Here is a 26,531-nt window from a genome sequence, read left to right on the forward strand (position 1 = left end):
GATGCCGGGCGAGCAATACAGATGCCGCCAGAATAGAGCATTCAGCCGCGCAGTCGAGCGCTCTGTATGGTGTTAATTAACAATTTTTGAATCTGTATCGTCTGTATGGTCGCCGCCATCATGGTCTCCCAAGGGAACAGCCTGACGGAGGGCCGACCATGCGCGAATTCGGAGGTCTGTATGTGGCGCTGCGGGAGCGCCGGGACAGTGGCGAGCGCCTGCCACTGCGCGAGCTGGGGCGGCGCTGGCACCTGCTGCGCCGGCACCTGGCGACCCGCCGCGCGCTGCTCGAGCTGGATGCCGAGCAGCTGCAGGACATCGGCCTGAGCGCCGAGCAGGCGCGGGCCGAGGCGACCCGGCCCTGGTGGCGGTTGTTGCGCTAGGTGCGGACTCTGCGGTCTGCCAGCCGGGTTCCGACCACCTGTAGCCCGGATGTAATCCGGGAGGCAGGCAGCTCCGCCCCCGGATTGCATCCGGGCTACCCACTGTTGCGCTAGCAGGGCTCGATGTGTCCCCTCTCCCCGCCGGGAAGAGGGTTAGGCAGAGGGCAGCGCTGGCACATTACCTTCTCCCCCGCCCCCTCTCTCGTAAACGGGGGAGGGCTCGGCCGGTTTCAGACCAGACCCGCCGCCTCCTTCAGGCGGTACCAGGCCATGCCCAGGGCCAGCAGCGGCGAGCGCAGGTGCTTGCCGCCGGGGAAGGTCATGTGCGGCACGCGGTTGAACAGCTCGAAGCCGCCGCCCTGTTCGCCGGCAATCGCCTCGGCCAGCAGCTTGCCGGCCAGGTGGGTGGCGTTGAGGCCGTGCCCGGCATAGGCCTGGGCGTGGTAGACGTTGGGCTGATCCTTGAGCCGGCCGATCTGCGGTAGGCGGTTGGCGCCGATGCCGATCATGCCGCCCCACTGGAAGTCGATCCGCACATCCTCCAGCTCCGGGAAGACTTTCAGCATTTTCGGCCGCATATAGGCGGCGATGTCCGCCGGATCGCGGCCGGAATAGTGGCAGGCGCCGCCGAACAGCAGGCGTTTGTCGGCCGACAGGCGATAGTAGTCCAGCGCCACGCGCTGGTCGCACAGCGCCATATTCTGCGGGATCAGCGCGCGTGCGCGCGCTTCGCCCAGCGGCTCGGTGGCGATCACGTAGCTGCCGGCGGGCAGTACCTTGCCGCCCAGCTCCGGGTCCAGGCCGTTGAGGTAGGCATTGCAGGCCAGGACCAGGGTCTTGGCGCGCACACTGCCGCGGGCGGTGTGTACCTTCACCTCGGGGCCGTAGTCGATGCGGCTCACCGGCGAGTGTTCGAACAGGCGCACGCCCAGCGAGGCCGCCGCGGCTGCCTCGCCCAGGGCCAGGTTGAGCGGGTGCAGGTGGCCCGAGCCCATGTCGATCATGCCGCCGCAGTAACGGTCGGAGCCGACGACCTGGTGCATCTGCTGCGGTTGCAGCAGACGCAGTTCGTGGCGGTAGCCGAGGCTTTCCAGCTCGGCCTTGTCCTCGGCGAAGCCGTCCAGGTGGGCCGGCTTGTTGGCCAGGTCGCAGTAGCCCCAGGTCAGGTCGCAGTCGATCTGGAACTCTTCCACGCGGCGACGCACCAGCTCCACCGCCTCCAGGCCCATCAGCTTGAGCTGGCGCACGCCGTCGGCGCCGATCACCGGCTCGAACTGTTCGACGCCATGGCCGACCCCGCGGATCAGCTGGCCGCCGTTGCGCCCGCTGGCACCCCAGCCGACCAGATGAGCTTCCAGTAGCACTACCGAGAAGCCCTTGCGGGCCAGTTCGATGGCGGTGTTGAGGCCGGAGAAGCCGCCGCCGACGATGCACACGTCGGCCAGTTCCTCGCCTGCCAGTGTCGGGTAGCTCAGCTGGCGGTTGGCCGTGGCGGCGTAGTAGGAGGCGGCGTGCTGGTCGCTGTGCACGGCGGGGCGTTGCGGCTGGTGAACGCGGGCGTTCATGTGCGAAATCCTGAGTTATGTGTTGTTAAAATTTTACGCAGCTTAAGCATGGCCCATGCCAGGCGCCAAGAGCGCCCCAGGAAAAACTCTTTTCACTCGCAGTCATCGACGCCACTGCCGCGCGGATACACTAGCGGCATTCAGCACAAGGCCCGTCAATGAGTTGCACCGACCGCAAGATCGACCAGCTGCGCCGGCAGATTCCGCGTTTCGCCTGCGTGCTCGGCTGCCATGACTGCTGCGGCCCGGTCACCGCCTCGTCCGAGGAACTGGCGCGCCTGCCGGTCAGGAGCGATGCCGAGCACGACGCGGCGCTGGCCGAGTACAACTGCGTGCACCTCGGCCCGCAGGGTTGCACGGTGTATGACCAGCGCCCGCTGATCTGTCGCCTGTTCGGCACCACGCCGAACCTGCCCTGCCCGCACGGCCAGGGGCCGGAAACGCCGATCGAGCCGGCCGTCGAGCGCCAGGTACATCGGCTGATCGCCAGTACCCGCCAGCGCCTGGTGTGAGTATCTGCTACGCGTCGGCGAATGGCCTCGGCAAGCCGCTTGCGGCTAACGCGCTTCAGCGCGGCCCGAAGCGAGTCTGCTCATTTTTGCAACTCGTAAACTCCGCGCCCTCGGCCATTTCTGCCTTGTCGCGCTCTAGCTCGCGAGATCCCCGCGTTTGCGTCACTCCGGCACCGGCAGGGTCAGCGACTCCTTGACCTCCTCCATGACGATGTAGGACTTCGACTCGCGCACATGCGGCAGCTTGAGCAGGATGTCGCCGAGCAGCTTGCGGTAGCTGGCCATCTCGTTGATCCGCGCCTTCACCAGGTAGTCGAAGTCGCCGGACACCAGGTGGCACTCCAGCACATGCGGCAGCTTGAGCACGGCGCGGCGGAAGTCCTCGAAAGTGTCGCCGGACTTGTAGTCCAAGCTGATCTCGACGAACACCAGTAGGCTGGCCTTGAGCTGCTGCGGATTGAGCCGGGCGTGGTAGCCCATGATGATGCCCTCGCGCTCCAGGCGGCGGACGCGCTCGGTGCAGGGCGTGGTGGACAGGCCGACCCGCTCGCCCAGCTCGGTGAAGCTGATGCGCCCGTCCTCCTGGAGGATGCGCAGGATGTTGCGGTCGATCTTGTCCAGTTCGCGGCGGCTCTGGTGCTGGGTGCGCATGGCGGGCTCCGTGTGGAATAACTTAACGCGATAATTCACTGGCAGTATGGCGTAAATATAGCCATATCGCCTGGATGTGTTCCTGTGAAACCGCTCTGCGCCGAGAACTAACGCCAAATGCCGATCGATAAACAGTGAATATCGCTGCTCGCGCCTTCCTATACTGCGCACATCTACGGTCAAAATAACAAACGCTCGCGGGTTCGCCCCGCAGCGAGGAGGCGAAGATGCGTGTTCTGGTACTCGGCAGCGGCGTGATTGGTACCGCCAGTGCCTACTATCTGGCCCGTGCCGGATTCGAGGTGGTGGTGGTCGATCGGCAGAACGGCCCGGCCCTGGAAACCAGTTTCGCCAATGCCGGCCAGGTTTCGCCTGGCTACGCCTCGCCCTGGGCCGCCCCGGGCGTGCCGCTGAAGGCCATCAAGTGGCTGCTGCAGCAGCACGCGCCGCTGGCGATCAAGGCCACCGCCGACATCGACCAGTACCTGTGGATGGCGCAGATGCTGCGCAACTGCACCGCCGCCCGCTACGCGGTGAACAAGGAGCGCATGGTGCGCCTGTCCGAGTACAGCCGCGACTGCCTCGACGAGCTGCGCGCCGAGACCGGCATCGCCTACGAAGGCCGCCAGCTCGGCACTACCCAGCTGTTCCGCACCCAGGCCCAGGTCGATGCCGCGGCCAAGGACATCGCCGTGCTGGAAGCCTCCGGCGTGCCCTACGAGCTGCTCGACCGCGACGCCATCGCCCGCGTCGAGCCGGCCCTGGCCGGGGTCAAGCACAAGTTGGCCGGCGCCCTGCGCCTGCCCAACGACCAGACCGGCGACTGCCAGATGTTCACCAGCAAGCTGGCCGAAATGGCCAAGGCCCTGGGCGTCGAGTTCCGTTTCGGGCAGAACATTCAGCGCCTGGACCACGCCGGCGACCGCATCAATGGCGTGTGGATCGACGGCAAGCTGGAGACCGCCGACCGCTACGTGCTGGCCCTCGGCAGCTACAGCCCGCAGCTGCTCAAGCCGCTGGGCATCAAGGCGCCGGTCTACCCGCTCAAGGGCTACTCGCTGACCGTGCCGATCACCGACCCGGCGATGGCGCCGACCTCGACCATCCTCGACGAGACCTACAAGGTCGCCATCACCCGCTTCGACAACCGCATCCGTGTCGGCGGCATGGCCGAGATCGCCGGCTTCGACCTGAGCCTCAACCCGGCCCGCCGCGCCACCCTGGAGATGATCACCAACGATCTCTACCCGCAGGGCGGCGATGTCAGCCGCGCCGAGTTTTGGACCGGCCTGCGCCCGGCCACCCCGGACGGCACGCCCATCGTCGGCGCCACCGCCTACCGCAACCTGTTCCTCAACACCGGACACGGTACCCTTGGCTGGACCATGGCCTGCGGCTCCGGTCGCTTCCTCGCCGATCTGATGGCGAACAAGCGTCCGCAGATCAGCGCCGAAGGCCTGGATATTTCCCGTTATGGCCGCACCAAGGAGAGCCACAAGCATGTCCATCCAGCGCCTGCGCATTGAGAAGCGCTACAGCGAAATCGTCATCCACAACGGCACCGTCTACCTGGCGGGCCAGCTGGCCGATGACTACGACGGCGATATCCGTGAGCAGACCCGCCAGACCCTGGCCAACATCGACCGCTTCCTGGCCGAGGCCGGCAGCGACAAGACCAAGATCCTCTCGGTGACCATCTACCTCAAGGACATGGCCGACTATGCCGGCATGAACCAGGTGTACGACGCCTGGGTCGCCGAGGGCGCCGCCCCGGCCCGCGCCTGTGTCGAGGCCAAGCTGTACGACCCGCGCGTGCTGGTGGAGATGATGGTCGTCGCCGCGCAAGCCTGAACATCCCTTTGGCCCGGCACCCCCGCCGGGCTTTTTTTAACCGAACGAAGTAGCCGCCATGCGTCCCGCCCGTGCCCTGATCGATCTCGAAGCCCTGCGTCACAACTACCGCCTCGCCCGCGAGGTCAGCGGCGCCAGGGCCCTGGCGGTGGTCAAGGCCGACGCCTACGGTCACGGTGCGGTGCGCTGCGCCCAGGCGCTGGAGGCGGAGGCCGACGGCTTCGCCGTGGCCTGCATCGAGGAGGCGCTGGAACTGCGCTACGCCGGCATCCGCCAGCCGATCCTGCTGCTCGAGGGCTTCTTCGAGGAGAGCGAGCTGAGCCTGATCGACCAGCACCAGCTGTGGTGCGTGGTACATGCCGCCTGGCAGGTCGAGGCGATCGAGCGGGCGCGCCTGGGGCGGTCGCTGCAGGTGTGGCTCAAGCTCGACTCGGGCATGCACCGGGTCGGCCTGCACCCGGCCGAATACCGCGACGCCTACGCCCGCCTGCTGGCCAGCGGCAAGGTCGAGAAGATCGTGCTGATGAGCCACTTCGCCCGCGCCGACGAACTGGACTGCCCGCGCAGCGAGGAGCAGGTCGCCCTGTTCGAGCAGGTCCGCGCCGGGCTGCAGGGCGAGGTCAGCCTGCGCAACTCGCCGGCCATCCTCGGCTGGCCGGGCATCGCCAGCGACTGGGTGCGCCCGGGCATCATGCTCTATGGCGCCACCCCCTTCGAGCAGGACCAGGCCCAGGCGGCGCGGCTGAAGCCGGTGATGACCCTGGAATCGAAGATCATCAGCGTGCGCGAACTGCCGGCCGGCGAGCCGGTGGGCTACGGCGCGCGCTTCGTCGCCGAGCGGCCGACCCGCGTCGGCGTAGTCGCCATGGGCTATGCCGACGGCTACCCGCGGCATGCCGCCACCGGCACGCCGGTGCTGGTCGAGGGCCAGATGACTCGTCTGATCGGCCGGGTGTCGATGGACATGCTCACCGTCGACCTCACCGACCTGCCGCAGGCCGGTCTCGGCAGCCGGGTCGAGCTGTGGGGGCGCAACGTCTCCGCCAGCGCCGTGGCCTATGGTTGCGGCAGCATTCCGTACCAGCTGTTCTGCAACCTCAAGCGGGTGCCGCGGCTCTATTCCGGGGGCTAGCTGTCAGGGCGCGGGGCAATTGCGTTTGCAGTGTTGTAAATACTGAACACTGGCCGCATCATACGGCCACCCAACTGCCTTGCTCCCAAGGAGGACCCCCGCATTGGACGTCGGTGTTCGACTGCAATCTATTCGCAAACTCAAAGGCCTTTCCCAGCGTGAACTCGCCAAGCGGGCGGGCGTCACCAACAGCACCATCTCGATGATCGAGAAGAACAGCGTGAGCCCCTCGATCAGCTCGCTGAAGAAGGTGCTCGGCGGCATCCCGATGTCGCTGGTGGAGTTCTTCTCCCTCGACCTGGAGCAGGACAACCACACCCAGGTGGTGTACCGGGCCGACGAACTGACCGACCTTTCCAGCGGCGCCGTGACCATGAAGCTGATCGGCAAGGCGCACCCCAGCCGGGCCATCACCTTCCTCGACGAAACCTACCCGCCGGGTACCGACACCGGCGAGGAAATGCTCAACCACGACGGCGAGGAAGCCGGCATGCTGGTGGACGGGCGCCTGGAGCTGACCGTGGGTGCCGAGGTGTTCATCCTCGAGCCGGGCGACAGCTACTATTTCGACAGCACCAAGCCGCACCGCTTCCGCAATCCGTTCGACCAGCCGGCGCGGCTGATCAGCGCCACCACGCCGGCGAACTTCTGAGGCGGCCACGGACGTTCGGCGCGCGCCGCACGTCCAATGCCCCTGCGACAAGTTGGGTTGTTCCGGCCGGCCGGCCTAACCGTTATACTGCGCCCGCTCGCGAAACCGTGGCCGCGGGCGTGTCTAGCCAATGAGGGTGTACCGTGAACCTGATCAAGAAGATGCTGGCGGCTCAAGCTGCCGTATTGGCCCTGTGGGCTGTGAGCGCTCAGGCTGCGACCAACGACGAGATCGCCGAGCGCATCAAGCCGGTGGGCGAGGTCTGCATCCAGGGTGAAGAATGCAAGGGCGTCGGCGCCGTGGCCGTGGCCGCCGGCGGTGGCGCCAAGTCCCCGGACGACGTGATCGCCGCCCACTGTGGCGCCTGCCACAATGCCGGCGTGCTGGGCGCACCGAAGGTCGGCGATACCGCCGCCTGGAAAGCGCGTGCCGATGCCAAGGGTGGCCTGGATGGCATCCTCAAGTCGGCCATCGCCGGCATCAACGCCATGCCGCCGAAAGGCACCTGCGCCACCTGCTCGGACGACGAGCTGCTCGGCGCGATCAAGAAGATGTCCGGCCTGTAACACCGGCCTCGACGAAAAAGCCGCCCGCGGGCGGCTTTTTTGTGCCTGTCTGGCCTGCGGCCGATTGTCGCGCCTCAGCGTTTGAGCAGGGCGCGCATGTTGGCCAGGGCATCGTTGCCGCGCGCGCTCTTGACCTCGGCCGGGGCATCCTCCTGGCCTTCCCAGACCAGGTCTTCCGGCGGCAGCTCGTCGAGGAAGCGGCTCGGCGAGCAGTCGATGATCTCGCCGTACTGCTTGCGCTTGGCGGCGAAGGTCAGGGTCAGGTTGCGCTTGGCGCGGGTGATGCCGACGTAGGCCAGGCGGCGCTCCTCCTCGATGGTGTCGGCCTCGATGCTGGAGCGGTGCGGGAGGATCTCCTCCTCGAAGCCGATGATGTACACCGAGGGGAACTCCAGGCCCTTGGAGGCGTGCATGGTCATCATCTGCACGCCCTCGGCACCTTCTTCCTCTTCCTGCTGGCGCTCCAGCATGTCGCGCAGGACCAGCTTGCCGATGGCGTCCTCGATGGTCATGTCGCCGTCCTCGTCCTTGTCGAGGGTGTTCTTCAGCGCCTCGACGAGGAACCAGACGTTGCCCATGCGCGCCTCGGCGACCTTGTCGCTGGAGGCGTTCTGGCGCAGCCAGTTCTCGTAGTCGATATCCATGATCATGCTGCGAATGGCGCCGATCGGGTCGTTGCCGGCGCACAGCTCTCGGATTTTGTCCATGTAGCGTTTGAAGCGGGCGAGGCGCTCGGTGTAGCGGCTGTCCAGGTGCTCGGCCAGGCCCAGCTCGTCGCTGGCGGCGTACATCGAGATGCCGCGCTCGCTGGCGTAGTTGCCGAGCTTCTCCAGGGTGGTGGAGCCGATCTCGCGGCGCGGCACGTTGATCACCCGCAGGTAGGCGTTGTCGTCGTCCGGGTTGACCAGCAGGCGGAAGTAGCTCATCAGGTCCTTCACCTCCTGGCGGGCGAAGAAGCTGGTGCCGCCGGAGAGGCGATAGGGGATCTGGTGGTGCTGCAGCTTCAGCTCCATCAGCTTGGCCTGGTAGTTGCCGCGGTAGAGGATGGCGAAGTCGCTGTACGGGCGCTCGGTGCGCAGGTGCTCGGTGAGGATCTCCAGGGCCACCCGCTCGCACTCGGCGTCCTCGTTGCGGGTGCGGATCACACGGATCTCGTCGCCGTGGCCCATCTCCGACCACAGCTGCTTCTCGAACACGTGCGGGTTGTTGGCGATCAGCACGTTGGCGCACTTGAGGATGCGGCTGGTGGAGCGGTAGTTCTGCTCCAGCATCACCACCTTGAGTGACGGGTAGTCTTCCTTGAGTAGCATCAGGTTTTCCGGGCGCGCGCCGCGCCAGGCATAGATCGACTGGTCGTCGTCGCCGACCACGGTGAACTGGTGGCGCATGCCGACCAGGAGCTTGACCAGCAGGTACTGGCTGGCGTTGGTGTCCTGGTACTCGTCTACCAGCAGGTAGCGGATGCGGTTCTGCCACTTCTCGAGGATGTCGGCGTGCTCCTGGAACAGCTTCACCGGCAGCAGGATCAGGTCGTTGAAGTCCACCGCGTTGTACGCCTTGAGCGTGCGCTGGTAGTGCAGGTAGACCACCGCAGCGGTCTGCTCCTTGGGGCCGCGCGCCTTGGCCAGCGCCTCGTCGGGCAGGATCAGGTCGTTCTTCCAGCTGTCGATCAGGTTCTTGATCTCGTCCACGCCGTCATCGCCGGCGTATTCCTTCTGCATGATGTCGGTCAGCAGGGCCTTGATGTCGCCGTCGTCGAAGATCGAGAAGCCGGGCTTGTAGCCCAGGCGCGCGTACTCCTTGCGGATGATGTTCATGCCCAGGTTGTGGAAGGTCGACACGGTCAGGCCACGCGCCTCGGCGCCCTTGAGCAGTGTGCCGACGCGCTCCTTCATCTCGCGCGCGGCCTTGTTGGTGAAGGTCATGGCGACGATATGGCGGGCCTGGATGCCGCATTGCTGCACCAGGTAGGCGATCTTGCGGGTGATCACGCTGGTCTTGCCGGAGCCGGCGCCGGCCAGCACCAGCAGCGGGCCGCCGACGTAGTTCACGGCCTCTTGCTGCCGGGGATTGAGTCGCGACATGGGGGGAATTCGGTCAGAAAAAACGAGGCGGCATTCTAGCAGCCGCAGGGCGCCGCCGGGGCGCATGCAGACCGCCGCCCGGCAGGCCGGGTTCCCAATAAAAAGCTTAAAGATTGTGTGCTAAGTCACTATTTTTAAAGATCATGTACGCTTGTGCCAGTCGGCCCCCGTTGCCGCTGCTAAGCCTTTCCCGCAGGATGCGCAGAAATCTGCACAGGATGGGCAGCAAGAGAACGCCGTTGAACGGTGCACGCAGACAGGAATGGTCTGTCAATCCGACCCTGGGGAGGTCATTTGTCCGCGCACGTCGAACCCATGCGCCTGGTCCTGCTGGCCGAAGAGCCACAGTGGGCTGCCTTGCTGCGCGCGCGACTCGAGGCCCTGGACGGCATCTTCCCGCTGATCACCGCGCCGTCCTGGGAGGCGGCCAGCAGCCTGTTCGACGATGGCGCTCCTGGGCTGCTGCTGACCACTCCCGCTTGCCAGCCGGCGCCCGGCCGCTGTTCGCTGCCGACCATCCTGCTGCTCGACGAGGAACCTGCTACGGAGCCGGCCGATGTCTGTGACTGGCTGGTACGCGACAACCTGGGTGTCGACATGCTGCGCCGCTGCCTGCGCTATGCCGGCGAGCGTGGGCGCCTGCAGGCGACCCTGCAGCGTCTGGCCGAACAGGATCCGCTGACCGGCATCGCCAATCGCCAGGGCTTCCAGACCCTGCTGGCGGCGCGCCTGGCCGAATATCAGGGGCGCGGCCTGGCCCTCGGTCACCTCGATCTGGACAACTTCAAGCACGTCAACGACGCCCTCGGCTACCAGGCCGGCGACCGCCTGATCCTGCAGGTGGTGGCCCGTCTCAAGGCCCAGCTGGAGGCCGGCGATACCCTGGCGCGGCTGGGCAGCGACGAATTCGCCCTGCTTCTCGACCTGCGCCGCGAGCCGGGGCGTGCCGAGCGCGTGGCCGAGCGCATCACCGAGGTATTGTCCGAGCCCTACTGGGTGGACGGCGAGAGCCTGCTGCTCGGCTGTAGCCTCGGCCTTGCCCATGCCCGCGCTGGCGAGAGTGCCGACCCGCTGTTGTGGCATGCGCACATCGCCATGCAGCAGGCCAAGGCGGCCCAGGGCTGTACCTATCACCTGTACGACGAGCGCATCCACCGCGGCGCGCGCAGCATGGCCGACCTGGAGAGCGAGCTGCGCCGCGCCCTGCGCCGCGACGAGCTGGAGCTGCACTATCAGCCACGGCTGTGCCTGCAGAGCGGGCGCATCCTCGGCCTGGAGGCGTTGGTGCGCTGGCGGCATGCCGAGCGCGGCCTGCTCGGCCCGGACGAGTTCGTGCCGCTGGCCGAGGAGAGCGGGCTGATCGTGCCGCTCGGCTACTGGGTGATCGCCCGCGCCCTGCGCGACATGCAGTGGCTGCGCGGGCGCGGCCTGCCGGCGCTGCACATGGCGGTCAACCTGTCATTCCGTCAGTTCCAGGACAGCCAGCTGCTGGCCACCCTCGGCCGCCTGATCGAGGAGCGCGGGGTGGATGCCCAGTGGCTGGAGTTCGAACTGACCGAGACGGCGGTGATGCGCCGCAGCGAGCAGGTGCGGCAGACCATGCAGGCCCTCGGCCGGCTCGGCGTGCGCTTCTCGCTGGACGACTTCGGTACCGGCTTCTCCTCCTTCGTGCACCTGAACAACCTGCCGATCACCCTGCTGAAGATCGACAAGAGCTTCGTCGGCGGCATGGGCGAGCGCGCGGAGAATCGCCAGCTGGTGCGGGCCATGATCAACCTGGCGCACAACCTGCACCTGGAGGTGGTCGCCGAGGGCGTGGAGAACGCCGAGCAGCTGGCCCTGCTGCGCCAGTTCGGCTGTGACCAGGTGCAGGGCTACCTGATCAGCAAGCCGCTGCCGCTGGCCGAGCTGGCGCGCTTCCTGGTGTTCGGCCTGCGTCAGCCGCTGCTCGGTGGCTTACCGTCCTAGGCCAGGTAGCCCGCACGACCTGGCCGGTAGCCCGGATGCAATCCGGGGGCGGGCTCACCTGTTTCCCGGATTGCTACGACAGGCAGGCCTCTGCCGGTACCGCGTGCGGCCGCAGCATCCGCACCATGCGCCATTCGAAGCCCAGGGTCAGGCCGATGGCCGCGCAGGCCAGGCCGCCGGCCAGGCCCCACCACACGCCTTCGGCGCCCCAGCCGAGCGGGAAGGCCAGCGCCCAGGCCAGCGGAATGCCGATCACCCAGTAGCAGAGAATGCCGACCAGCAGGGTGGTCTTGCCGTCCTTGAGACCGCGGATCGCGCCCATGGCGATGGTCTGGATGCCGTCGAACAGCTCGAACCAGGCGGCCACCGCCAGCAGGCTCACGGCCAGCGCCACCACGGCGGCGAACTGCGGGTCGTGGCGGTCGAGGAACAGCCCCACCACCCATTCCGGCGCTAGCCAGAACAGCAGGGCGAAGGCCAGCATGCAGCAGGCGCCGCCGCCGATGCCCAGGCGTCCGGCGCGGCGGGCATCGGCCAGGCGCCCGGCGCCGAAGTGCTGGCCGATGCGGAAGGTGGTGGCGTAGGAGATGCCCACCGGCACCATGAAGGCCACGTACACCGACATGATGGCGATCTGGTGTGCGGCCAGCGCGTCGCTGCCGATGGCGCCCATGCACAGGGCGGCGAAGGCGAACATGCCGGACTCCACCGCATAGGTACCTCCGATCGGCAGGCCTAGGCGCAGCAGCTCGCGCAGCTCGGCCAGGCGCGGGCGCAGCAGGCCGCGCGCCAGCGGGTAGGCGGCGTAGGCCGGGTGGCGCAGCAGATGGAGGAACAGCAGCAGGGTCATGGCGTTGGCCACCAGCGCGGTGACCAGGCCGATGCCGGCCAGGCCCAGCGGCGGCAGGCCGAACCAGCCGTGGATCAGCGCCCAGTTGAGGGCGAAGTTGGCCGCCGCGCCGCCGATGCTGATGGCCATCACCGGGCCCGGCCGGCCGATGGCCGCCGGGAAGCCGCGCAGGGCTATGAAGCCGAGGTAGCCGGGCAGGGCGAACACCAGGGTGGAGAGAAACTGCATCGCCCCCTCGATGTTGTGCGGCTCCTGGCCGAAGCGCGCCAGCAGCGGGCCGAGGTTCCACAGCAGCAGGCCGCTGGCCAGGGCCAGGCCGCCGGCCAGCCACAGGCCGTTCTGCGCCAGGCGGGTGACCCCGGTGCTGTCGCCGGCGCCGTGACGGATGGCGATCAGGTTGCCCACTGCGGCCAGCACGCCGACGCAGAAGATCGACACGAAGGAATAGCTGGCCGCGCCCAGGCCGCCGGCGGCCAGCTCGGCGGGGCCCAGCTTGCCCATCATCAGGGTGTCGGTGAACACCATCAGCACATGGGCCAGCTGCGCGGCGATCAAGGGGCCGGCGAGGCGGAAGAGGGCGACCAGTTCGGTGCGGACGGACTGCGGCATGATGAGTCAGGCTCAAGAGAAGACTTGCCGGGAAAAATCCGGCGGGCGGAGAATGGCGCCATTCTCGGGAGTCGACGCGACGCGCACAAAAGGAAAAAAGCGATGCCTGGCATGACTAATACTCATGGGATTGGCGCATGAGCCGGCGCCTGCCGCCGCTCTATGCCCTGCGTGCCTTCGAGGCGGCCGCGCGGCATGCCTCCTTCACCCGCGCCGCCGCCGAGCTGGCCATCACCCAGAGTGCGGTGAGCCGGCATATCCGCACCCTGGAGGAGCACTTCGGCTGCCGCCTGTTCGAGCGCAGTGGTCGCCACCTGCAGCTGACCGAGACGGCGCGCGGCCTGCTGCCCGGCGTGCGCGAGGGTTTCGATGCGCTGGAGAAGGCCTGCGCCACCCTGCGCAACGAGGACGCCTGCCTGCGCCTGAAGGCGCCCTCGACCCTGACCATGCGCTGGCTGCTGGCGCGCCTGTCGCTGTTCCGCCTGGGCAACCCGGACAGCGAGGTGCAGCTGACCAGTGCCTGGATGGACGTGGACAAGGTCGACTTCCACCACGAACCCTTCGACTGCGCCGTGCTGCTGGGCAATGGCGACTTTCCCGAGGAGTGGGACAGCGTGCTGCTGTTCGAGGAGTGGCTGATCCCGGTGTGTGCCGCCGAGGCGGTGCAGGACGGCCCCTGGGACCTGGCCCGGCTGCAGGCCGCCGAGCAGCTGCACCCGACTCCGGATCGCCGCGACTGGCGCCAGTGGCTGCAGGCCACCGGCCTGAGCGACCGGGTGCCGCTCAAGGGCGGCCAGCTGTTCGACATGCTGGAGCTGGGCATCGTCGCCGCCGCCCGTGGCTACGGGGTGTCCATCGGCGATCTGCTGCTGGTCGCCGAGGACGTCAATGCCGGGCGCCTGGGTTTACCCAGGCCGACCGCCGTGTACAGCGGCTGCAGCTATTACCTGGTGTGGCCGAAGACGCACCGCGCGCAGGCGCGCCTGCGTCGGCTGCGTGACTTCCTGCTGGCCGAGGTGGCGCAGATGCGTCTGCCGGCCGTCGAGCGCATCATGCCGGGTGCGTAAAAAATAATGGACCATGAGGCCGCGCCCCAGCAGGGGCTTACGGGGTAAGTGGCCGTTTTTTGGCGCCTGCAGCCCTGCTGGCGCTATGCTCTTTTTACGCCATCCGCCTGAAATGTTTGACATATTTTACGTCTCTGGAGAGACTGTGTGGGCGGTTCGACTGTTATGCGGCCGTCGCGGGTGGTCCGTTACCTCCCATTCCCATGCCTCCAGGTGAGGCCCAGCTACGCCGCCGACAGACGGAACCGTGCCAAACAGGTAGCGCGTCGATCTCCCGACCCACCTGCACAGCAACGGCAGATCGATCTGCCCCAAGGTGACGTATGTCCAACAACAGTGCCAAGAACACTTCTTCCAAACGCAAACCCGTCGTGTTGATGTCCATGGGCGCCCAGGAGCGCAAGGGCCACGACTATCAGGTAATGACTCACAAATACATCACGCCGCTGGTGGAGATCGCCGGCTGCGTACCCGTGCTGGTGCCCACCTGCTGTGGTGCCGATGACCTCGAGCAATACCTGGACATGGCCGACGGCGTGTACCTGACCGGTGCCGGTTCGAACATCGACCCGACCCTCTACGGCCAGGAGAACCTCACCCCGGAGAAGGGTCAGGATCGCGACCGCGACCTGTTCGACCTGCCGCTGATCAAGGCCGCCATCGCCCGTGGCCTGCCGGTCTTCGGCATCTGCCGCGGCATGCAGGAAATCAACGTGGCCCTGGGCGGCGACATTCACCAGAAGGTGTATGCCGAGCCGGGCTTCAACGACCATCGCGAAAACCCCGAGGACCCGGTGGCGGTGCAGTACGCCGAGGCGCACAAGGTGCGCATCGAGCCGAACAGCTGGCTGGCCCGGGTGCTGGGGCGCGAGGAGATCGGCGTCAACTCGCTGCATGGCCAGGGCATCAAGACCCTGGGCAAGGGCCTGGAGCCGCTGGCCCGTGCCGAGGACGGCCTGATCGAGGCCTTCCACGCGCCGAGCCTGTCGCCCTTCCTGTTCGCCGTGCAGTGGCACCCGGAGTGGCAGGCCGCGCAGAACCCGGATTCGGTGAAGATGTTCGAGGCCTTCGGCGAGGCCTGCCGCCAGCACCAGAAAGGTGGCCAGCGCAGCGCCGCCTGAGCCTGCAGGTCCTGGAAAAAGCCCGGCATATGCCGGGCTTTTTCGTTTCAGCGCACCAGGTGCAGGTAGTGCATGTGCTTCTCGTACTGGTCGAGGATGTCGTCGATTACCGCCTCGCGTACCCAGCCCATCACGTCGTAGTCCTGGCCGCCCTCGCGCAGGTGGACTTCGGCGCGGAAGTACTTGCGCTCCTCGTTGCCGTCGTCGCCGGTGTCCCGCAGGGCGAAGCTGGGCTGGGCGAAGGCGCGCGGGCGCACCTCGTAGCTGAAGTCGGTCTCGCTGCCATGCGCCACGGCCAGGCGCACGCGGCCGTCGGCACCGCTCTCGACCGTCGCCGGCAGGCCCTGCTTGCGCAGCTCCTCGGCCACCGCCTGGCAGGCCGGCTGCACCACTTCGTCGATGAAGCGGGTGACGTGGGCGCGGCGCGGGAACATCGCCAGGTTGCGCAGACGCCGCTGCCAGCCGCCGTGCTGACGGGCCAGCGGGCGTGAACCGTTGAGCGCCTGGAAGCGCACACCGCGCTTGGTGGCGTCCAGCTTCAGCGCGCGCAGCATGCCCCAGATGGCCGCCAGCAGGACGATGGAGAAGGGCAGGGCGCTGGCGATGGTGGCCGTCTGCAGCGCCTTGAGGCCGTCGGCCAGGAGCAGGGCGATGGCCACCACGCCGATCAGGATCGACCAGAACAGGCGCTGCCACAGCGGCGTGACGGTCCTGCCGCCGGAGGCCAGCATGTCGACCACCAGGGCGCCGGAGTCGGCCGAGGTGACGAAGAACACCACCACCATGGCCACCGCGACCAGCGACAGCAGGTCGCTCAGCGGGAACTGTTCGAGGAAGGCGAACAGCGCCAGCGAGCTGTCGGCATTTACCGTCTCGGCCAGGCTGCCCAGGCCCTGGTTGAGCACCAGGTGGATGGCGGTGTCGCCGAACACGGTCATCCACAGCAGGGTGAAGCCGGCCGGCACGAACAGCACGCCGCTGATGAACTCGCGGATGGTGCGGCCGCGCGAGATGCGCGCGATGAACAGGCCGACGAAGGGCGACCAGGACAGCCACCAGCCCCAGTACAGCAGGGTCCAGCCACCGATCCAGTCGGTCGGCTCGTAGGCGTAGAGGTTGAAGGTCTTGCTGACGATCTCGGAGAGGTAGGCGCCGCTGTTCTGCACGAAGGTCTTGAGCAGGAGCACCGTCGGCCCCAGCACCAGGACGAACAGCAGCAGGAACACTGCCAGCGCCAGGTTGAGCTCCGAGAGGATGCGGATGCCCTTGTTCAGGCCGCTGGCCACCGACAGCGTGGCCAGGGCGCAGATGGCGGCGATCAGGCTGATCTGCACCGGGGGGCTGACTGGCAGGCCGAACAGGTGGTGGAAGCCGCTGTTGATCTGCAGCACGCCGTAGCCCAGCGAGGTGGCCACGCCGAACACGGTGCCAAGGATGGCGAAGGTGTCCACCGCATGGCCGATGGGGCCGTGGATGCGCTCGCCGATCAGCGGGTAGAGCGCCGAACGCAGGGTCAGCGGCAGGTCGTGGCGGAAGCAGAAGAAGGCCAGGATCAGCGCGACGATGGCGTAGATCGCCCAGGCGTGCAGGCCCCAGTGGAAGAAGGTCAGCTTCATCGCCTCGCGCGCGGCCTGCGCCGTGCCGGCCTCGCCCACTGGCGGGGCGGTGAAGTGCATCAGCGGTTCGGCCACGCCGAAGAACATCAGGCCGATGCCCATGCCGGCGGAGAACAGCATGGCGAACCAGGTGGTGTTGCGGTACTCGGGCTGGCTGTGGTCGGGGCCCAGCTTGAGGTCGCCATAGCGGCTGACGGCGAGGAATACGCAGCAGATCAGGATCAGGGCGACGGTGAGGACGTAGAACCAGCTGGCCTTGTCGATGATCCAGCTTTGCAGCCAGGCGAACTGGTCTTGTGCATGCTCCGGCAGCAGCACGCTGTAGAGCACCAGGGCGAGGATGAGAAGGGCGGAGCCGAAGAATACCGGCCGGTTGAGCGAAGACGAAGATGCCTCCATTGAGCTAGCTCTCCTTGTTATCGGATGGGCCGCCAAGGGCGGAAGGCCAGCCATCCTAACACAGATCGATAGCTTTTTTCTCTGAGGAGTCTGCTCCTGATAATTCCGTTGGATCAGATGCCGTTGCTGGGACGGTACTGCAGGGCCTCGGCCAGGTGCGCGCGGCCGATCTCGCTGGCGCCTTCCAGGTCGGCCAGGGTGCGCGCCACCTTGAGTAGGCGATGGGCTGCCCGCAGCGACAGGTTGAGGCGTTCGCAGGCCTGCTCCAGCCACAGCCGGTCGGCCTCGGGCAGGCGGCAATGCTGCTGCAGGCCCGGCAGATCGAGGAAGGCATTGGCGCAGCCCTGGCGCGCGAGCTGGCGCTGGCGTGCCTGGCTGACGCGGGCGGCGACCCGGGCGCTGCTCTCGCCAGCCTGGCTGCTGGCCAGCAGGCTGGTGCTTTCGCGCGCCACGGTGAGGTGCAGGTCGATGCGGTCGAGCAGCGGCCCGGACAGCTTGGCGCGGTAGCGCTGGATCTGTTCAGGAGTGCAGCGGCAGCGGCCGCCGGGGTCGCCCAGGTAGCCGCAGGGGCAGGGGTTCATCGCCGCCACCAGCTGGAAGCGCGCAGGGAAGCGCACCTTGTCGCGGGCCCGGGCGATCACGATATGGCCGGACTCCAGAGGCTCGCGCAGGACCTCGAGGACCTTGCGGTCGAACTCGGGCAGCTCGTCGAGGAACAGGATGCCGTGATGGGCCAGGCTGATCTCGCCGGGTTGCGGGCGGCTGCCGCCACCGACCAGCGCCGGCCCGGAGGCACTGTGATGCGGCTGGCGGAAGGGTCGGCGCGGCCAGGCGGTGAGCGGCGCATGGCTGGCCACCGAATGGATGGCCGCCACTTCCAGCGCCTCCTCCTCGGACAGTGCGGGCAGCAGGCCGGGCAGGCGGCTGGCCAGCAGGGTCTTGCCGGTGCCCGGAGGCCCGCTGAGCAGCAGGTTGTGGCCGCCGCTGGCGGCGATCAGCAGGGCGCGCTTGGCCGCCAGCTGGCCCTGCACTTCGGCCAGGTCGGGGTAAGCCGCTTCCTGGCGCAGCAGGCCGTTGGCCTGATAGGGCGATAACGGCGTGTGGCCGTTGAGGTGGGCGGCGATCTGCAGCAGGTGGTCGACTGCCAGCACCTTGAGGCCCGAGGCCAGGCTGGCTTCCTCAGCATTGGCCCGCGGCACCACCAGGGTGCGTCCGGCGGCGCGGGCGGCCAGGGCGGCGGGCAGCACGCCCTGTACCGCGCGCAGCTCGCCGGACAGCGCCAGCTCGCCCAGGCATTCCAGTTCGCCCAGGCCGGCCGCCGGCACCTGCTCGCTGGCCGCCAGCACGCCGAGGGCGATGGCCAGGTCGAAGCGGCCGCCGTCCTTGGGCAGGTCGGCAGGCGCCAGGTTGAGGGTGATGCGCCGCGGCGGGAAATCGAAGCCGGCGTTCTGGATCGCACTGCGCACGCGATCCTTGCTTTCCTTGACCGCGGTTTCCGGCAGGCCGACCAGGGTCAGGGCTGGCAGGCCGTTGGCCAGGTGCGCCTCGACGGTGACGGGCGGCGCTTCGACGCCGACCTGGGCGCGGCTGTGGACGATGGCGAGGGACATGGATCACTCCTTGATCGCATGCCGCCGAGGCTTATTCGGCGGGTGGGTTCTGCCTGGCTTCCAGCTCTGCCAGCTTGGCCTCCAGGGCTTCCAGGCGCGCACGGGTACGCGCCAGTACGGCCATCTGGCTGTCGAATTCTTCGCGGCTGACCAGGTCCAGCTTGCCGAAGGCGCTCTGCAGCAGGGCCTTGAGCTGGGCTTCGATCTCGCCGCGCGGCAGCGGGTTGTCGCCGCTGAACAGGCGCGAGGCGTGGCTGGCGAGGGTGTCGAGGATGGCTTTGGGCGGCAGCATGGCGGGTCGTTCCGGTGGCAAACGGCGGCAGTGTAGCACGCGGGGCGCGCCGGCCGGGCCGGACGGGGCAGGTGCACGATTTTCGCTCACTGGGCGCGCCGGCTCTGCACCAATGCTGTGCAATGACTGATCGGTCGTTGTTGTGGCGATTTCTGCGGTCCGCCCTAACTGCATGAAAAAGTGGCCTTTTGGCATAGCTGGCAAGCTTTCTGCTTAACACCCCGTGACGCGTGCACCGATGCAGTACCGGTGCGCAGGCCGAGGCGGGGGAGTGTCTCGGTGGATGCGGTTGGTTGGCATCGGGCTAAGGCGGCCGATGCGTTTCAAAAGCCAGACACTGCGCTTAGACTTGAGCCGGGTTCGTTTTCCTGGGGCGAGTCCACCAATACGGGAGAGAGTTTCATGAAGCTAGTCACTGCCATCATCAAGCCGTTCAAGCTGGACGACGTGCGCGAGTCGCTGTCGGAGATCGGCGTGCAGGGCATCACCGTGACCGAAGTCAAGGGCTTCGGCCGGCAGAAGGGCCACACCGAGCTGTATCGCGGCGCGGAATACGTGGTGGATTTTCTGCCCAAGGTGAAGATCGACGTGGCCATCGCCGACGACCAGCTGGACCGGGTCATCGAGGCGATCACCAAGGCGGCCAACACCGGCAAGATCGGTGACGGCAAGATCTTCGTCGTCAATCTGGAACAGGCCATCCGCATCCGTACCGGCGAAACCGGCACCGACGCAGTTTAAGCCTCAGAACCCCACACGCCCCAGGAGAAAAACACATGACTCTGCGTAAGATCGCAGGGCTTGGAGCCCTGCTGTCCCTCGTAACCCCTGGCCTGGCCATGGCTGACGAGGTTGTTCTCAACTCCGGCGACACCGCCTGGATGCTTACCGCGACCGCGCTGGTGCTGTTCATGACCATCCCGGGCCTGGCGCTGTTCTACAGCGGCATGGTGCGCTCCAAGAACGTTCTTTCGGTGATGATGCAGTGCTTCGCCATCACCGGCCTGATCAGCATTCTCTGGGTGGTCTACGGCTACAGCCTGGCCTTCGACACCACCGGCATGGAGAAGGGCGTCACCAACCTCAACTCCTTCGTCGGCGGTCTGAACAAGGCCTTCCTCAGCGGCCTGACCCCGGACAGCCTGATCGGCGCCTTCCCGGAGAGCGTGTTCATCGTCTTCCAGATGACCTTCGCCATCATCACCCCGGCCCTGATCGTCGGTGCCTTCGCCGAGCGCATGAAGTTCTCCGCGATGCTGATCTTCATGGCCGTGTGGTTCACCCTGGTCTACGCGCCGATGTGCCACATGGTCTGGTCCGGTGACGGCGCCTTCCTGTGGGACGAGGGCGTGCTGGACTTCGCCGGCGGCACCGTGGTGCACATCAATGCCGGTATCGCCGGTCTGGTGGCCTGCCTGGTGCTGGGCAAGCGCAAGGGCTACCCGACCACCCCGATGGCGCCGCACAACCTCGGCTACACCCTGGTCGGTGCCGCCATGCTGTGGATCGGCTGGTTCGGCTTCAACGCCGGCTCCGCCATCGCCGCCAACGGCACCGCCGGCATGGCCATGCTGGTGACCCAGATCGCCACCGCCGCCGCAGCGCTGGGCTGGATGTTCGCCGAGTGGATCACCCACGGTAAGCCGAGCGCCCTGGGCATCGCTTCCGGCGTGGTCGCCGGCCTGGTCGCCATCACCCCGGCTGCCGGCACCGCCGGCCCGATGGGCGCCCTGGTGATCGGTCTGGCTTCCGGCGTGATCTGCTTCTTCTGCGCCACCAGCCTCAAGCGCAAGCTGGGCTACGACGATTCCCTGGACGCCTTCGGCGTACACGGCATCGGCGGTATCGTCGGCGCCATCCTCACCGGCGTGTTCGCTGCACCGGTACTGGGCGGCTTCGGTAGCGTGGAAGACATTGGCGCCCAGGTCTGGATCCAGATCGTCGGCGTGCTGGTCACCGTGGTCTACACCGGCATCGTCACCTTCGTCATCCTCAAGGTGCTGGACCTGGTGATGGGCCTGCGCGTGACCGAGGAGCAAGAGACCGTCGGTCTCGACCTCTCCGAGCACAACGAGCGCGGCTACAACCTGTAAGCCTCGCAGCTGTAAGAGAACGCCCGGTCCGCCGGGCGTTTTTCTGTCCGCGCCAACGGCGGCGCGATGCGTTCCCGGTACAAAGGAGTACCCCATGGACAGTACGGCCCTGATCCCCCTGCAGTACGCGCTGGATACCTTCTATTTCCTCATCTGTGGCGCCCTGGTGATGTGGATGGCGGCGGGCTTCGCCATGCTCGAATCGGGCCTGGTGCGCGCCAAGAACACCACCGAGATCCTGACCAAGAACATCGTCCTCTATGCCCTGGCCTGCGTGGTCTATCTGCTGCTCGGCTACTACCTGATGTATGGCGGCGCCGCCGGTGGCGTGCTGCCCAACTTCGGCTTCCTGATCGGTACCGAGCACGCCGTGGACACGGTGGCGGCCGGTGGCGAGGGTGCGCCCTACTACGCCAAGCGCGCCGACTTCTTCTTCCAGGTGGTGTTCGTCGCCACCGCCATGTCGATCGTCTCCGGTGCCGTGGCCGAGCGCATGAAGCTGTGGGCCTTCCTGGTCTTCGCCCTGTTCATGTGCGGCCTGATCTACCCGGTGGGAGGCTACTGGACCTGGGGCGGCGGCTTCCTCAAGGAGGCCGGCTTCAAGGACTTCGCCGGCTCCGGCATCGTTCACCTGGCCGGCGCCACCGCGGCCCTGGCCGGGGTCATCCTGCTCGGCCCGCGCAAGGGCAAGTACGGCAGCCAGGGACAGATCAACGCCATCCCAGGCGCCAACCTGCCGCTGGCCACCCTGGGCACCTTCATCCTCTGGTTCGGCTGGTTCGGCTTCAACGGCGGCTCGCAGCTGAAGATCAGCACCATCGCCGACGCCAACGCGGTGGCCGCGGTGTTCGTCAACACCAACCTGGCCGCTGCCGGTGGCCTGCTGGCGGCGCTGGTGGTGGCACGCATCCTGTTCGGCAAGGCCGACCTGACCATGATCCTCAATGGTGCCCTGGCCGGCCTGGTGGCCATCACCGCCGAGCCGTCGACGCCGAGCGGCGTACAGGCCGCGCTGATCGGTGCGGTCGGCGGCGTACTGGTGGTGTTCAGCATCCTGCTACTGGACCGGCTGCGCATCGACGACCCGGTCGGCGCCATCTCGGTGCATGGCGCCAGCGGTATCTGGGGTGTGCTGGCCGTGCCGCTGACCAATGCCGATGCCAGCTTTTCCGCGCAGCTGCTCGGTGTTACCTGCATCTTCGCCTGGGTATTCATAGCCAGCCTGCTGGTGTGGGGACTGATCAAGCTGGTGATGGGGCTGCGCGTCAGCGAGGAGGACGAGTACGAGGGGGTCGACATCGCCGAGTGCGGGATGGAGGCCTACCCCGAGTTCACCCGCAAATAGTCGCCTCGGCAGTCGTTGCAAAGGGCGCTGCGGCGCCCTTTGCTTTTTCTGCGGCCGCGCTAGAATGCGCCCCCAACGGATGCTGCGGGCGGCTGCGATGTGGCAACAACGGCTGATCGAACTGCGCCCGCGGGCGCGCGGTTTTCACCTGGTGACCGACGAGCTGGTGGCGGCGCTGCCGGAACTGGCCCAGTGCCGCATCGGTCTGCTGCACCTGTGGCTGCAGCACACGTCGGCCTCGCTGACCATCAACGAGAATGCCGATGGCGCGGTACGGCGTGACTTCGAGCGCTTCTTCAACCGTCTTGTGCCCCAGGGCGAAGGTGGCTACGAGCACGACTACGAGGGGCCGGACGATCTGCCGGCGCACTTCAAGTCGAGCCTGCTCGGCTGTCAGCTGAGCCTGCCGGTCAGCGAGGGGCGCCTGGCACTTGGCACCTGGCAGGGTATCTATCTCGGCGAGCACCGCGATCATGGTGGTTCACGCCGGGTACTGGCGACCCTGCAGGGCGAATGGCGTTGAAGACCGAAGAATTTTTTCCGGTGGCATGTTTGCAATGCGTGCCACTGGGCTATAAGTAACCTGCTTTGCGCAAGTCATGAGGTAGAACATGAGCGACGAAGAACTGGAACAGGACGACCTGGAAGGCGCCGACGAGGATGACGGCGAGGAGCTGGAAGCGGCCGATGCCGGTGATGATGGCGAGGACGACGGCAGCGATGCCGTAGAGCCTGGCAGCAAGCCGAGCAAGAAGGCCAAGGCAGCCGAGGAAGTCGAGGAACTGCCCAGTGTAGAAGCCAAGCAGAAGGAGCGCGACGCCCTGGCCCGTGCCATGGAAGAGTTCCTTTCGCGCGGTGGCAAGGTCCAGGAGATCGAGCCCAACGTGGTGGCCGATCCGCCCAAGAAGCCGGACAGCAAGTACGGCAGCCGCCCCATCTGAGGACGGTCGCCGCCATGAAAAAGCCCGCCATCCGGCGGGCTTTTTCATGGGCGGGTCTAACGCATGGCGCTCCAGCCGGCCAGCAGCGCCGGCAGCTCGGCCAGGCGGCGGATCTGTGCGTCCGGCGTGGCCTCGCCCTGCCAGTCCTTGCCCTGCGGGTTGAACCAGATGGCGCGCAGGCCGGCGGCCTTGGCCCCGGCGATGTCGTCGCCGGGATGGTCGCCGATGTGCGCGGCCTGCGGCGCCTCGACCCCGGCGCGCTGCAGGGCGGCCTGGAAGGGCTTGGGATCGGGCTTGCCGATGCCCATCTGCTCGGCGCTGATGGCGAAGCGGAAGTAGTCGGCCAGGCCCAGGCGGGCCACCTCGGCATTGCCGTTGGTGATCACGCCGAGGATGTAGCGCTCGGCCAGGTGTTCGAGGATGCGGTGCACGTCGGGAAAGAACTCGACCCGGTGGCGCGCGGCGAGGAACACCTGGAAGCCCTGCTCGGCCAGTGCCTGCGCTTCCAGCGCGGGATAGCCGGCCTCCGCCAGGGCGTGGAACAGGATGCGCCGGCGCAGCTCGCTGAGGCGATGCTTGAGCATGGGATCCGCGCCCAGCAGGCGTGCGCGAATCGCCCACAGGTGCTCGATCGGCACCGGCCCCAGGCGCGGCGCTTCGGCAGCCAGCCAGTCACGCAGGGCGGCCTCGGCGCCGTGCATCACCGGGGCTACATCCCACAGGGTGTCGTCGAGGTCGAAGGTGATCAGGCGCAGGCTCATGGGGTCTCGCTCTTGCGTTTGGCGCGGGGGTGGGCGCCGTCGTAGACCTTGGCCAGGTGCTGGAAGTCCAGGTGGGTGTAGATCTGCGTGGTGGCGATATCGGCATGGCCGAGCAGCTCCTGCACGGCGCGCAGGTCCTGGCTGGATTCCAGCATGTGGCTGGCGAAGGAGTGTCGCAGCATGTGCGGGTGCAGGTGCTGGCCCAGCTCGCGCACACCGGCCTGGCGTACCCGCAGCTGGATGGCGCGGGGGGTCAGGCGCTTGCCCTGGCGGCCGACGAACACCGCACCATCCTGCGGGTTGCTCAGGGCGCGCAGTGGCAGCCAGGCCTGCATGGCCTCGCAGGCCTTGCGTCCGACCGGCAGCTCGCGCGCCTTGTTGCCCTTGCCGCGCACCCGGACCAGGCCGGCGGGCAGGTCGAGGCCGTCGAGATCCAGGCCGACCAGCTCGGACAGGCGCAGGCCGGAGGAATAGAACAGCTCGAGCATGGCCTGGTCGCGGCGGGCGATGAAGTCGTCCTCCACGCCGCCATCCAGCAGCTGCGCCGTGCGGTCGGCATCCAGCGCGCGCGGCAGGCGGCGCTCGCCCTTGGGCGCGGACAGGCCGCCCGCCGGGTCATGCCGGCACTGGCCCTCGCGATTGAGGTACTGGTAGAAACCGCGCACGGCCGAGAGCAGGCGCGCCAGCGAACGGCTGGACTGACCCTGGGCATGCAGGCGGGCGACGAAGCTACGCAGGCTGCGGGTGTCGAGGTCGGCCCAGCTGGCGATGGCGCCCTTCTCGCACAGGGCGAGCACTTTCAGCAGGTCGCGGCGATAGCCATCGAGGGTATGGCTGGACACCTGGCGTTCGCTGCGCAGGTGTTCGAGGAAGGCGTCGAGGCTGCTCTGCATGGCGACTCCGGCAGACGACGATGGGCCGCACGCGGCCCGGGGCTTAGCGTACCGAGCGCAGCGGCGCGGCGAAGCGTGGCAGGACGCGGGCCAGGACCTCGGCGACGTAGCCGAGGAACAGGGTGCCGAGGCTGCTCTTGTAGTGCTGCGGGTCCGGGCTGCCGATGGCCAGCACGCCGTGCAGGCCCTGGTGGGTCAGGCTAACCACGGCGGCCGAGCCGACCTGGGTGCATTCGTCCGCGCCGAAGATGAACTCCAGCTCGGCCGGGCGCAGCACGCCGCAGGTGGTCTTGCCGCCGCCGAGCAGGCCGCCGATGGCCTGGTGGGCCTCGGCCGAGCTGACCGAACGACCGACGCCCAGCGGCGTTTCGCTGAACAGGATGAGGCTGACGAAGGGCACCTGGAACTCATGGCGCAGGCTGTCTTCCACCGCGCCGATGACTTCTTCCAGGCTGCCGGCATCGAGCAGGCCGAGCACCAGGCGGCGGGTCTTGTCGAACAGGCGGTCGTTGTCGCGGGCCACGTCCATCAGCTGCGACAGGCGATGGCGCATCTCGATGTTGCGCTCGCGCAGCAGCTTGACCTGGCGCTCCACCAGCGACACGGCCTCGCCGGGCTGGTGCGGAATGCGCAGCTCGGGGATCAGCTCCTCATGGTCGACGAAGAATTCCGGGTGCTGCCGCAGGTAGGCGGCGACGCTCTCGGAGTCGAGTTTCACGAGCTGATCCTGGTCACTCATAGACGAACCTGTCCTTCGTACACGCGAACGGCGGGTCCGGTCATCATAACCGGCTGGCCGGGCCCTGCCCACTCGATGGACAACTTGCCGCCCGGCAGCTCCAGCTGCAACGGCGAGTCCATCCAGCCCTGGCGGATGGCGGCCACGGCCGCGGCGCAGGCGCCGGTGCCGCAGGCCTGGGTCTCGCCGGCGCCGCGTTCCCACACGCGCAGGCGCGCCTGCTTGCGGTCGATGACCTGCAGGAAGCCGACGTTGACCCGCTTGGGGAAGCGCGGGTGGTGTTCCAGCTTCGGTCCCAGGCTGTGCACCGGCGCGCTGTCGACGTTGTCGACGCGCAGCACGGCGTGCGGGTTGCCCATGGACACGGCGGCCAGCTGCACGGACTGACCGTCCACCTCCACCGCGTAGCTGAGCGCCTCGGCGTCGGCCTGGAAGGGGATCTGCTCGGGGACCAGGCGCGGCGCGCCCATGTCCACGGTGACCTGGCCGTCCGGACGCAGGTTGAGCTCGATGATGCCGCCCTTGGTCTCGACGCGGATCTGCTTCTTCACGGTCAGGCGCTTGTCCACCACGAAGCGGGCGAAGCAGCGCGCGCCGTTGCCGCACTGTTCCACTTCCGAACCGTCGGAGTTGAAGATGCGGTAGCGGAAGTCCACGTCCGGGTTGGTGGGCGCCTCCACCAGCAACAGCTGGTCGAAGCCGACGCCGGTGTGGCGGTCGCCCCAGGCCTTGGCGTGCTTGGGCTGGATATGCGCGTGCTGGCTGATCAGGTCGAGGACCATGAAGTCGTTGCCGAGGCCGTGCATCTTGGTGAAGCGCAATAGCATGATC

The 26,531-nt window shown here is 67.4% G+C and carries 26 protein-coding genes; 15 read left to right on the top strand and 11 right to left on the bottom strand.

Annotated elements, in window-relative coordinates; translation table 11 throughout:
• The first annotated feature begins 158 nt into the window (after nucleotides 1-158).
• Complete coding sequence (locus tag AAG092_RS12570) at nucleotides 159-383, top strand: DUF1127 domain-containing protein (protein WP_373386948.1); 225 nt, start codon at nucleotides 159-161, stop codon at nucleotides 381-383.
• Between the two features lie 230 nt (nucleotides 384-613).
• Here AAG092_RS12570 and AAG092_RS12575 read toward each other — a convergent pair whose 3' ends face one another.
• A complete protein-coding gene (locus AAG092_RS12575; protein ID WP_373386949.1) occupies nucleotides 614-1,948 on the bottom strand; it encodes an NAD(P)/FAD-dependent oxidoreductase in 1,335 nt (444 codons plus the stop codon).
• Nucleotides 1,949-2,106: 158 nt separating this feature from the next.
• Here AAG092_RS12575 and AAG092_RS12580 point away from each other — a divergent pair, with 158 nt between their 5' ends.
• Nucleotides 2,107-2,460, top strand: coding sequence for a YkgJ family cysteine cluster protein (locus tag AAG092_RS12580; protein ID WP_373386950.1), 354 nt, complete (start codon nucleotides 2,107-2,109; stop codon nucleotides 2,458-2,460).
• A gap of 162 nt (nucleotides 2,461-2,622) precedes the next feature.
• On the opposite strand, the gene dadR is transcribed toward AAG092_RS12580, so the two are convergent.
• The gene (gene dadR, locus AAG092_RS12585) at nucleotides 2,623-3,111 is read right to left on the bottom strand and encodes a transcriptional regulator DadR (RefSeq protein ID WP_021702033.1); all 489 of its coding nucleotides are present in this window, start codon (nucleotides 3,109-3,111) and stop codon (nucleotides 2,623-2,625) included.
• 227 nt (nucleotides 3,112-3,338) lie between these two features.
• Between dadR and dadA the strand changes: the two genes are divergently transcribed.
• From dadA to AAG092_RS12610, 5 genes are all read left to right on the top strand, one after another.
• Nucleotides 3,339-4,637 (top strand): D-amino acid dehydrogenase, encoded by a 1,299-nt coding sequence (dadA, locus tag AAG092_RS12590; protein ID WP_110682774.1) that lies wholly within the window; start codon nucleotides 3,339-3,341, stop codon nucleotides 4,635-4,637.
• Entirely contained in the window at nucleotides 4,612-4,962 is a 351-nt protein-coding gene (locus AAG092_RS12595) for a RidA family protein (RefSeq protein WP_110682775.1), read from the top strand. The genes dadA and AAG092_RS12595 overlap by 26 nt, the downstream gene beginning before the upstream one ends.
• A 58-nt stretch (nucleotides 4,963-5,020) precedes the next feature.
• Nucleotides 5,021-6,094, top strand: a complete 1,074-nt coding sequence (gene alr / locus AAG092_RS12600; protein ID WP_373386952.1) for an alanine racemase — start codon at nucleotides 5,021-5,023, stop codon at nucleotides 6,092-6,094.
• A 103-nt stretch (nucleotides 6,095-6,197) separates the two neighbouring features.
• Nucleotides 6,198-6,746: a cupin domain-containing protein gene (locus AAG092_RS12605; RefSeq protein WP_110682777.1), complete on the top strand. Its 549-nt coding sequence runs from the start codon at nucleotides 6,198-6,200 to the stop codon at nucleotides 6,744-6,746.
• Nucleotides 6,747-6,889: 143 nt separating this feature from the next.
• Nucleotides 6,890-7,312: a cytochrome c5 family protein gene (locus AAG092_RS12610; protein ID WP_373386953.1), complete on the top strand. Its 423-nt coding sequence runs from the start codon at nucleotides 6,890-6,892 to the stop codon at nucleotides 7,310-7,312.
• A gap of 74 nt (nucleotides 7,313-7,386) precedes the next feature.
• Here the strand turns inward: AAG092_RS12610 and rep are convergent, their stop codons facing one another.
• A complete protein-coding gene (gene rep / locus AAG092_RS12615; protein ID WP_373386954.1) occupies nucleotides 7,387-9,396 on the bottom strand; it encodes a DNA helicase Rep in 2,010 nt (669 codons plus the stop codon).
• A gap of 294 nt (nucleotides 9,397-9,690) precedes the next feature.
• Between rep and AAG092_RS12620 the strand changes: the two genes are divergently transcribed.
• A complete protein-coding gene (locus AAG092_RS12620) occupies nucleotides 9,691-11,364 on the top strand; it encodes a putative bifunctional diguanylate cyclase/phosphodiesterase (protein WP_373386956.1) in 1,674 nt (557 codons plus the stop codon).
• 73 nt (nucleotides 11,365-11,437) lie between these two features.
• Here AAG092_RS12620 and AAG092_RS12625 read toward each other — a convergent pair whose 3' ends face one another.
• Nucleotides 11,438-12,823, bottom strand: coding sequence for a NorM family multidrug efflux MATE transporter (locus AAG092_RS12625; RefSeq protein ID WP_373386957.1), 1,386 nt, complete (start codon nucleotides 12,821-12,823; stop codon nucleotides 11,438-11,440).
• 137 nt (nucleotides 12,824-12,960) lie between these two features.
• Here AAG092_RS12625 and AAG092_RS12630 point away from each other — a divergent pair, with 137 nt between their 5' ends.
• Both AAG092_RS12630 and AAG092_RS12635 read left to right on the top strand, forming a co-directional pair.
• A complete protein-coding gene (locus tag AAG092_RS12630) occupies nucleotides 12,961-13,890 on the top strand; it encodes a LysR substrate-binding domain-containing protein (RefSeq protein WP_373386958.1) in 930 nt (309 codons plus the stop codon).
• A 323-nt stretch (nucleotides 13,891-14,213) separates the two neighbouring features.
• Nucleotides 14,214-15,011, top strand: coding sequence for a gamma-glutamyl-gamma-aminobutyrate hydrolase family protein (locus AAG092_RS12635; RefSeq protein ID WP_373386959.1), 798 nt, complete (start codon nucleotides 14,214-14,216; stop codon nucleotides 15,009-15,011).
• 47 nt (nucleotides 15,012-15,058) lie between these two features.
• On the opposite strand, the gene AAG092_RS12640 is transcribed toward AAG092_RS12635, so the two are convergent.
• The 3 genes from AAG092_RS12640 to AAG092_RS12650 all read right to left on the bottom strand — a co-directional run bounded on the left by AAG092_RS12640 (nucleotide 15,059) and on the right by AAG092_RS12650 (nucleotide 18,928).
• Complete coding sequence (locus AAG092_RS12640) at nucleotides 15,059-17,026, bottom strand: BCCT family transporter (protein ID WP_373386960.1); 1,968 nt, start codon at nucleotides 17,024-17,026, stop codon at nucleotides 15,059-15,061.
• Between the two features lie 113 nt (nucleotides 17,027-17,139).
• Nucleotides 17,140-18,636, bottom strand: coding sequence for a YifB family Mg chelatase-like AAA ATPase (locus AAG092_RS12645; RefSeq protein WP_373386961.1), 1,497 nt, complete (start codon nucleotides 18,634-18,636; stop codon nucleotides 17,140-17,142).
• A gap of 31 nt (nucleotides 18,637-18,667) precedes the next feature.
• Nucleotides 18,668-18,928, bottom strand: a complete 261-nt coding sequence (locus tag AAG092_RS12650) for an accessory factor UbiK family protein (RefSeq protein WP_110682786.1) — start codon at nucleotides 18,926-18,928, stop codon at nucleotides 18,668-18,670.
• A gap of 402 nt (nucleotides 18,929-19,330) precedes the next feature.
• On the opposite strand from AAG092_RS12650, the gene glnK reads away from it, so the two are divergent.
• The 5 genes from glnK to sutA all read left to right on the top strand — a co-directional run bounded on the left by glnK (nucleotide 19,331) and on the right by sutA (nucleotide 23,307).
• Nucleotides 19,331-19,669 carry a P-II family nitrogen regulator gene (gene glnK, locus AAG092_RS12655; protein WP_021700071.1) on the top strand — a complete coding sequence of 113 codons (339 nt, stop codon included), beginning with the start codon at nucleotides 19,331-19,333 and terminating at the stop codon, nucleotides 19,667-19,669.
• A 35-nt stretch (nucleotides 19,670-19,704) separates the two neighbouring features.
• Nucleotides 19,705-21,021, top strand: a complete 1,317-nt coding sequence (locus AAG092_RS12660) for an ammonium transporter (protein ID WP_373386962.1) — start codon at nucleotides 19,705-19,707, stop codon at nucleotides 21,019-21,021.
• 94 nt (nucleotides 21,022-21,115) lie between these two features.
• On the top strand, nucleotides 21,116-22,366 hold the full coding sequence (locus tag AAG092_RS12665; protein ID WP_373386963.1) for an ammonium transporter: 1,251 nt from the start codon (nucleotides 21,116-21,118) through the stop codon (nucleotides 22,364-22,366).
• A gap of 97 nt (nucleotides 22,367-22,463) precedes the next feature.
• Complete coding sequence (locus tag AAG092_RS12670; RefSeq protein ID WP_373386964.1) at nucleotides 22,464-22,889, top strand: secondary thiamine-phosphate synthase enzyme YjbQ; 426 nt, start codon at nucleotides 22,464-22,466, stop codon at nucleotides 22,887-22,889.
• Between the two features lie 88 nt (nucleotides 22,890-22,977).
• The gene (gene sutA, locus AAG092_RS12675) at nucleotides 22,978-23,307 is read left to right on the top strand and encodes a transcriptional regulator SutA (RefSeq protein WP_110682789.1); all 330 of its coding nucleotides are present in this window, start codon (nucleotides 22,978-22,980) and stop codon (nucleotides 23,305-23,307) included.
• A gap of 56 nt (nucleotides 23,308-23,363) precedes the next feature.
• Here sutA and AAG092_RS12680 read toward each other — a convergent pair whose 3' ends face one another.
• Genes AAG092_RS12680 through dapF form a run of 4 tightly spaced genes read right to left on the bottom strand, consistent with a single transcriptional unit; the run spans nucleotide 23,364 to nucleotide 26,527 of the window.
• Nucleotides 23,364-24,068: an HAD family hydrolase gene (locus AAG092_RS12680; RefSeq protein ID WP_373386965.1), complete on the bottom strand. Its 705-nt coding sequence runs from the start codon at nucleotides 24,066-24,068 to the stop codon at nucleotides 23,364-23,366.
• Entirely contained in the window at nucleotides 24,065-24,961 is an 897-nt protein-coding gene (gene xerC, locus AAG092_RS12685) for a tyrosine recombinase XerC (protein WP_373386966.1), read from the bottom strand. The genes AAG092_RS12680 and xerC overlap by 4 nt, the downstream gene beginning before the upstream one ends.
• 43 nt (nucleotides 24,962-25,004) lie before the next feature.
• Entirely contained in the window at nucleotides 25,005-25,700 is a 696-nt protein-coding gene (locus AAG092_RS12690) for a DUF484 family protein (RefSeq protein ID WP_373386967.1), read from the bottom strand.
• Entirely contained in the window at nucleotides 25,697-26,527 is an 831-nt protein-coding gene (gene dapF, locus AAG092_RS12695) for a diaminopimelate epimerase (RefSeq protein ID WP_021700063.1), read from the bottom strand. Before dapF ends, AAG092_RS12690 begins: the two co-directional genes overlap by 4 nt.
• Nucleotides 26,528-26,531 lie beyond the last annotated feature (4 nt).

Origin of the sequence: Pseudomonas alcaligenes, assembly GCF_041729615.1 — a bacterium.
Classification (GTDB): Bacteria; Pseudomonadota; Gammaproteobacteria; order Pseudomonadales; family Pseudomonadaceae; genus Aquipseudomonas; species Aquipseudomonas alcaligenes_B.

Excerpts from the sequence above, each read along its gene's own strand:
- AAG092_RS12575 (WP_373386949.1), bottom strand. The coding sequence starts at position 1,948 with ATGAACGCCCGCGTTCACCAGCCGCAACGCCCCGCCGTGCACAGCGAC.
- dapF (WP_021700063.1), bottom strand. The coding sequence starts at position 26,527 with ATGCTATTGCGCTTCACCAAGATGCACGGCCTCGGCAACGACTTCATG.
- AAG092_RS12625 (WP_373386957.1), bottom strand. The coding sequence starts at position 12,823 with ATGCCGCAGTCCGTCCGCACCGAACTGGTCGCCCTCTTCCGCCTCGCC.
- AAG092_RS12670 (WP_373386964.1), top strand. The coding sequence starts at position 22,464 with ATGTGGCAACAACGGCTGATCGAACTGCGCCCGCGGGCGCGCGGTTTT.
- AAG092_RS12635 (WP_373386959.1), top strand. The coding sequence starts at position 14,214 with ATGTCCAACAACAGTGCCAAGAACACTTCTTCCAAACGCAAACCCGTC.
- AAG092_RS12690 (WP_373386967.1), bottom strand. The coding sequence starts at position 25,700 with ATGAGTGACCAGGATCAGCTCGTGAAACTCGACTCCGAGAGCGTCGCC.
- dadR (WP_021702033.1), bottom strand. The coding sequence starts at position 3,111 with ATGCGCACCCAGCACCAGAGCCGCCGCGAACTGGACAAGATCGACCGC.
- glnK (WP_021700071.1), top strand. The coding sequence starts at position 19,331 with ATGAAGCTAGTCACTGCCATCATCAAGCCGTTCAAGCTGGACGACGTG.
- AAG092_RS12645 (WP_373386961.1), bottom strand. The coding sequence starts at position 18,636 with ATGTCCCTCGCCATCGTCCACAGCCGCGCCCAGGTCGGCGTCGAAGCG.
- AAG092_RS12570 (WP_373386948.1), top strand. The coding sequence starts at position 159 with ATGCGCGAATTCGGAGGTCTGTATGTGGCGCTGCGGGAGCGCCGGGAC.
- AAG092_RS12595 (WP_110682775.1), top strand. The coding sequence starts at position 4,612 with ATGTCCATCCAGCGCCTGCGCATTGAGAAGCGCTACAGCGAAATCGTC.
- AAG092_RS12665 (WP_373386963.1), top strand. The coding sequence starts at position 21,116 with ATGGACAGTACGGCCCTGATCCCCCTGCAGTACGCGCTGGATACCTTC.
- AAG092_RS12680 (WP_373386965.1), bottom strand. The coding sequence starts at position 24,068 with ATGAGCCTGCGCCTGATCACCTTCGACCTCGACGACACCCTGTGGGAT.
- AAG092_RS12580 (WP_373386950.1), top strand. The coding sequence starts at position 2,107 with ATGAGTTGCACCGACCGCAAGATCGACCAGCTGCGCCGGCAGATTCCG.
- alr (WP_373386952.1), top strand. The coding sequence starts at position 5,021 with ATGCGTCCCGCCCGTGCCCTGATCGATCTCGAAGCCCTGCGTCACAAC.
- rep (WP_373386954.1), bottom strand. The coding sequence starts at position 9,396 with ATGTCGCGACTCAATCCCCGGCAGCAAGAGGCCGTGAACTACGTCGGC.
- AAG092_RS12660 (WP_373386962.1), top strand. The coding sequence starts at position 19,705 with ATGACTCTGCGTAAGATCGCAGGGCTTGGAGCCCTGCTGTCCCTCGTA.
- dadA (WP_110682774.1), top strand. The coding sequence starts at position 3,339 with ATGCGTGTTCTGGTACTCGGCAGCGGCGTGATTGGTACCGCCAGTGCC.
- AAG092_RS12640 (WP_373386960.1), bottom strand. The coding sequence starts at position 17,026 with ATGGAGGCATCTTCGTCTTCGCTCAACCGGCCGGTATTCTTCGGCTCC.
- AAG092_RS12650 (WP_110682786.1), bottom strand. The coding sequence starts at position 18,928 with ATGCTGCCGCCCAAAGCCATCCTCGACACCCTCGCCAGCCACGCCTCG.
- sutA (WP_110682789.1), top strand. The coding sequence starts at position 22,978 with ATGAGCGACGAAGAACTGGAACAGGACGACCTGGAAGGCGCCGACGAG.
- xerC (WP_373386966.1), bottom strand. The coding sequence starts at position 24,961 with ATGCAGAGCAGCCTCGACGCCTTCCTCGAACACCTGCGCAGCGAACGC.
- AAG092_RS12630 (WP_373386958.1), top strand. The coding sequence starts at position 12,961 with ATGAGCCGGCGCCTGCCGCCGCTCTATGCCCTGCGTGCCTTCGAGGCG.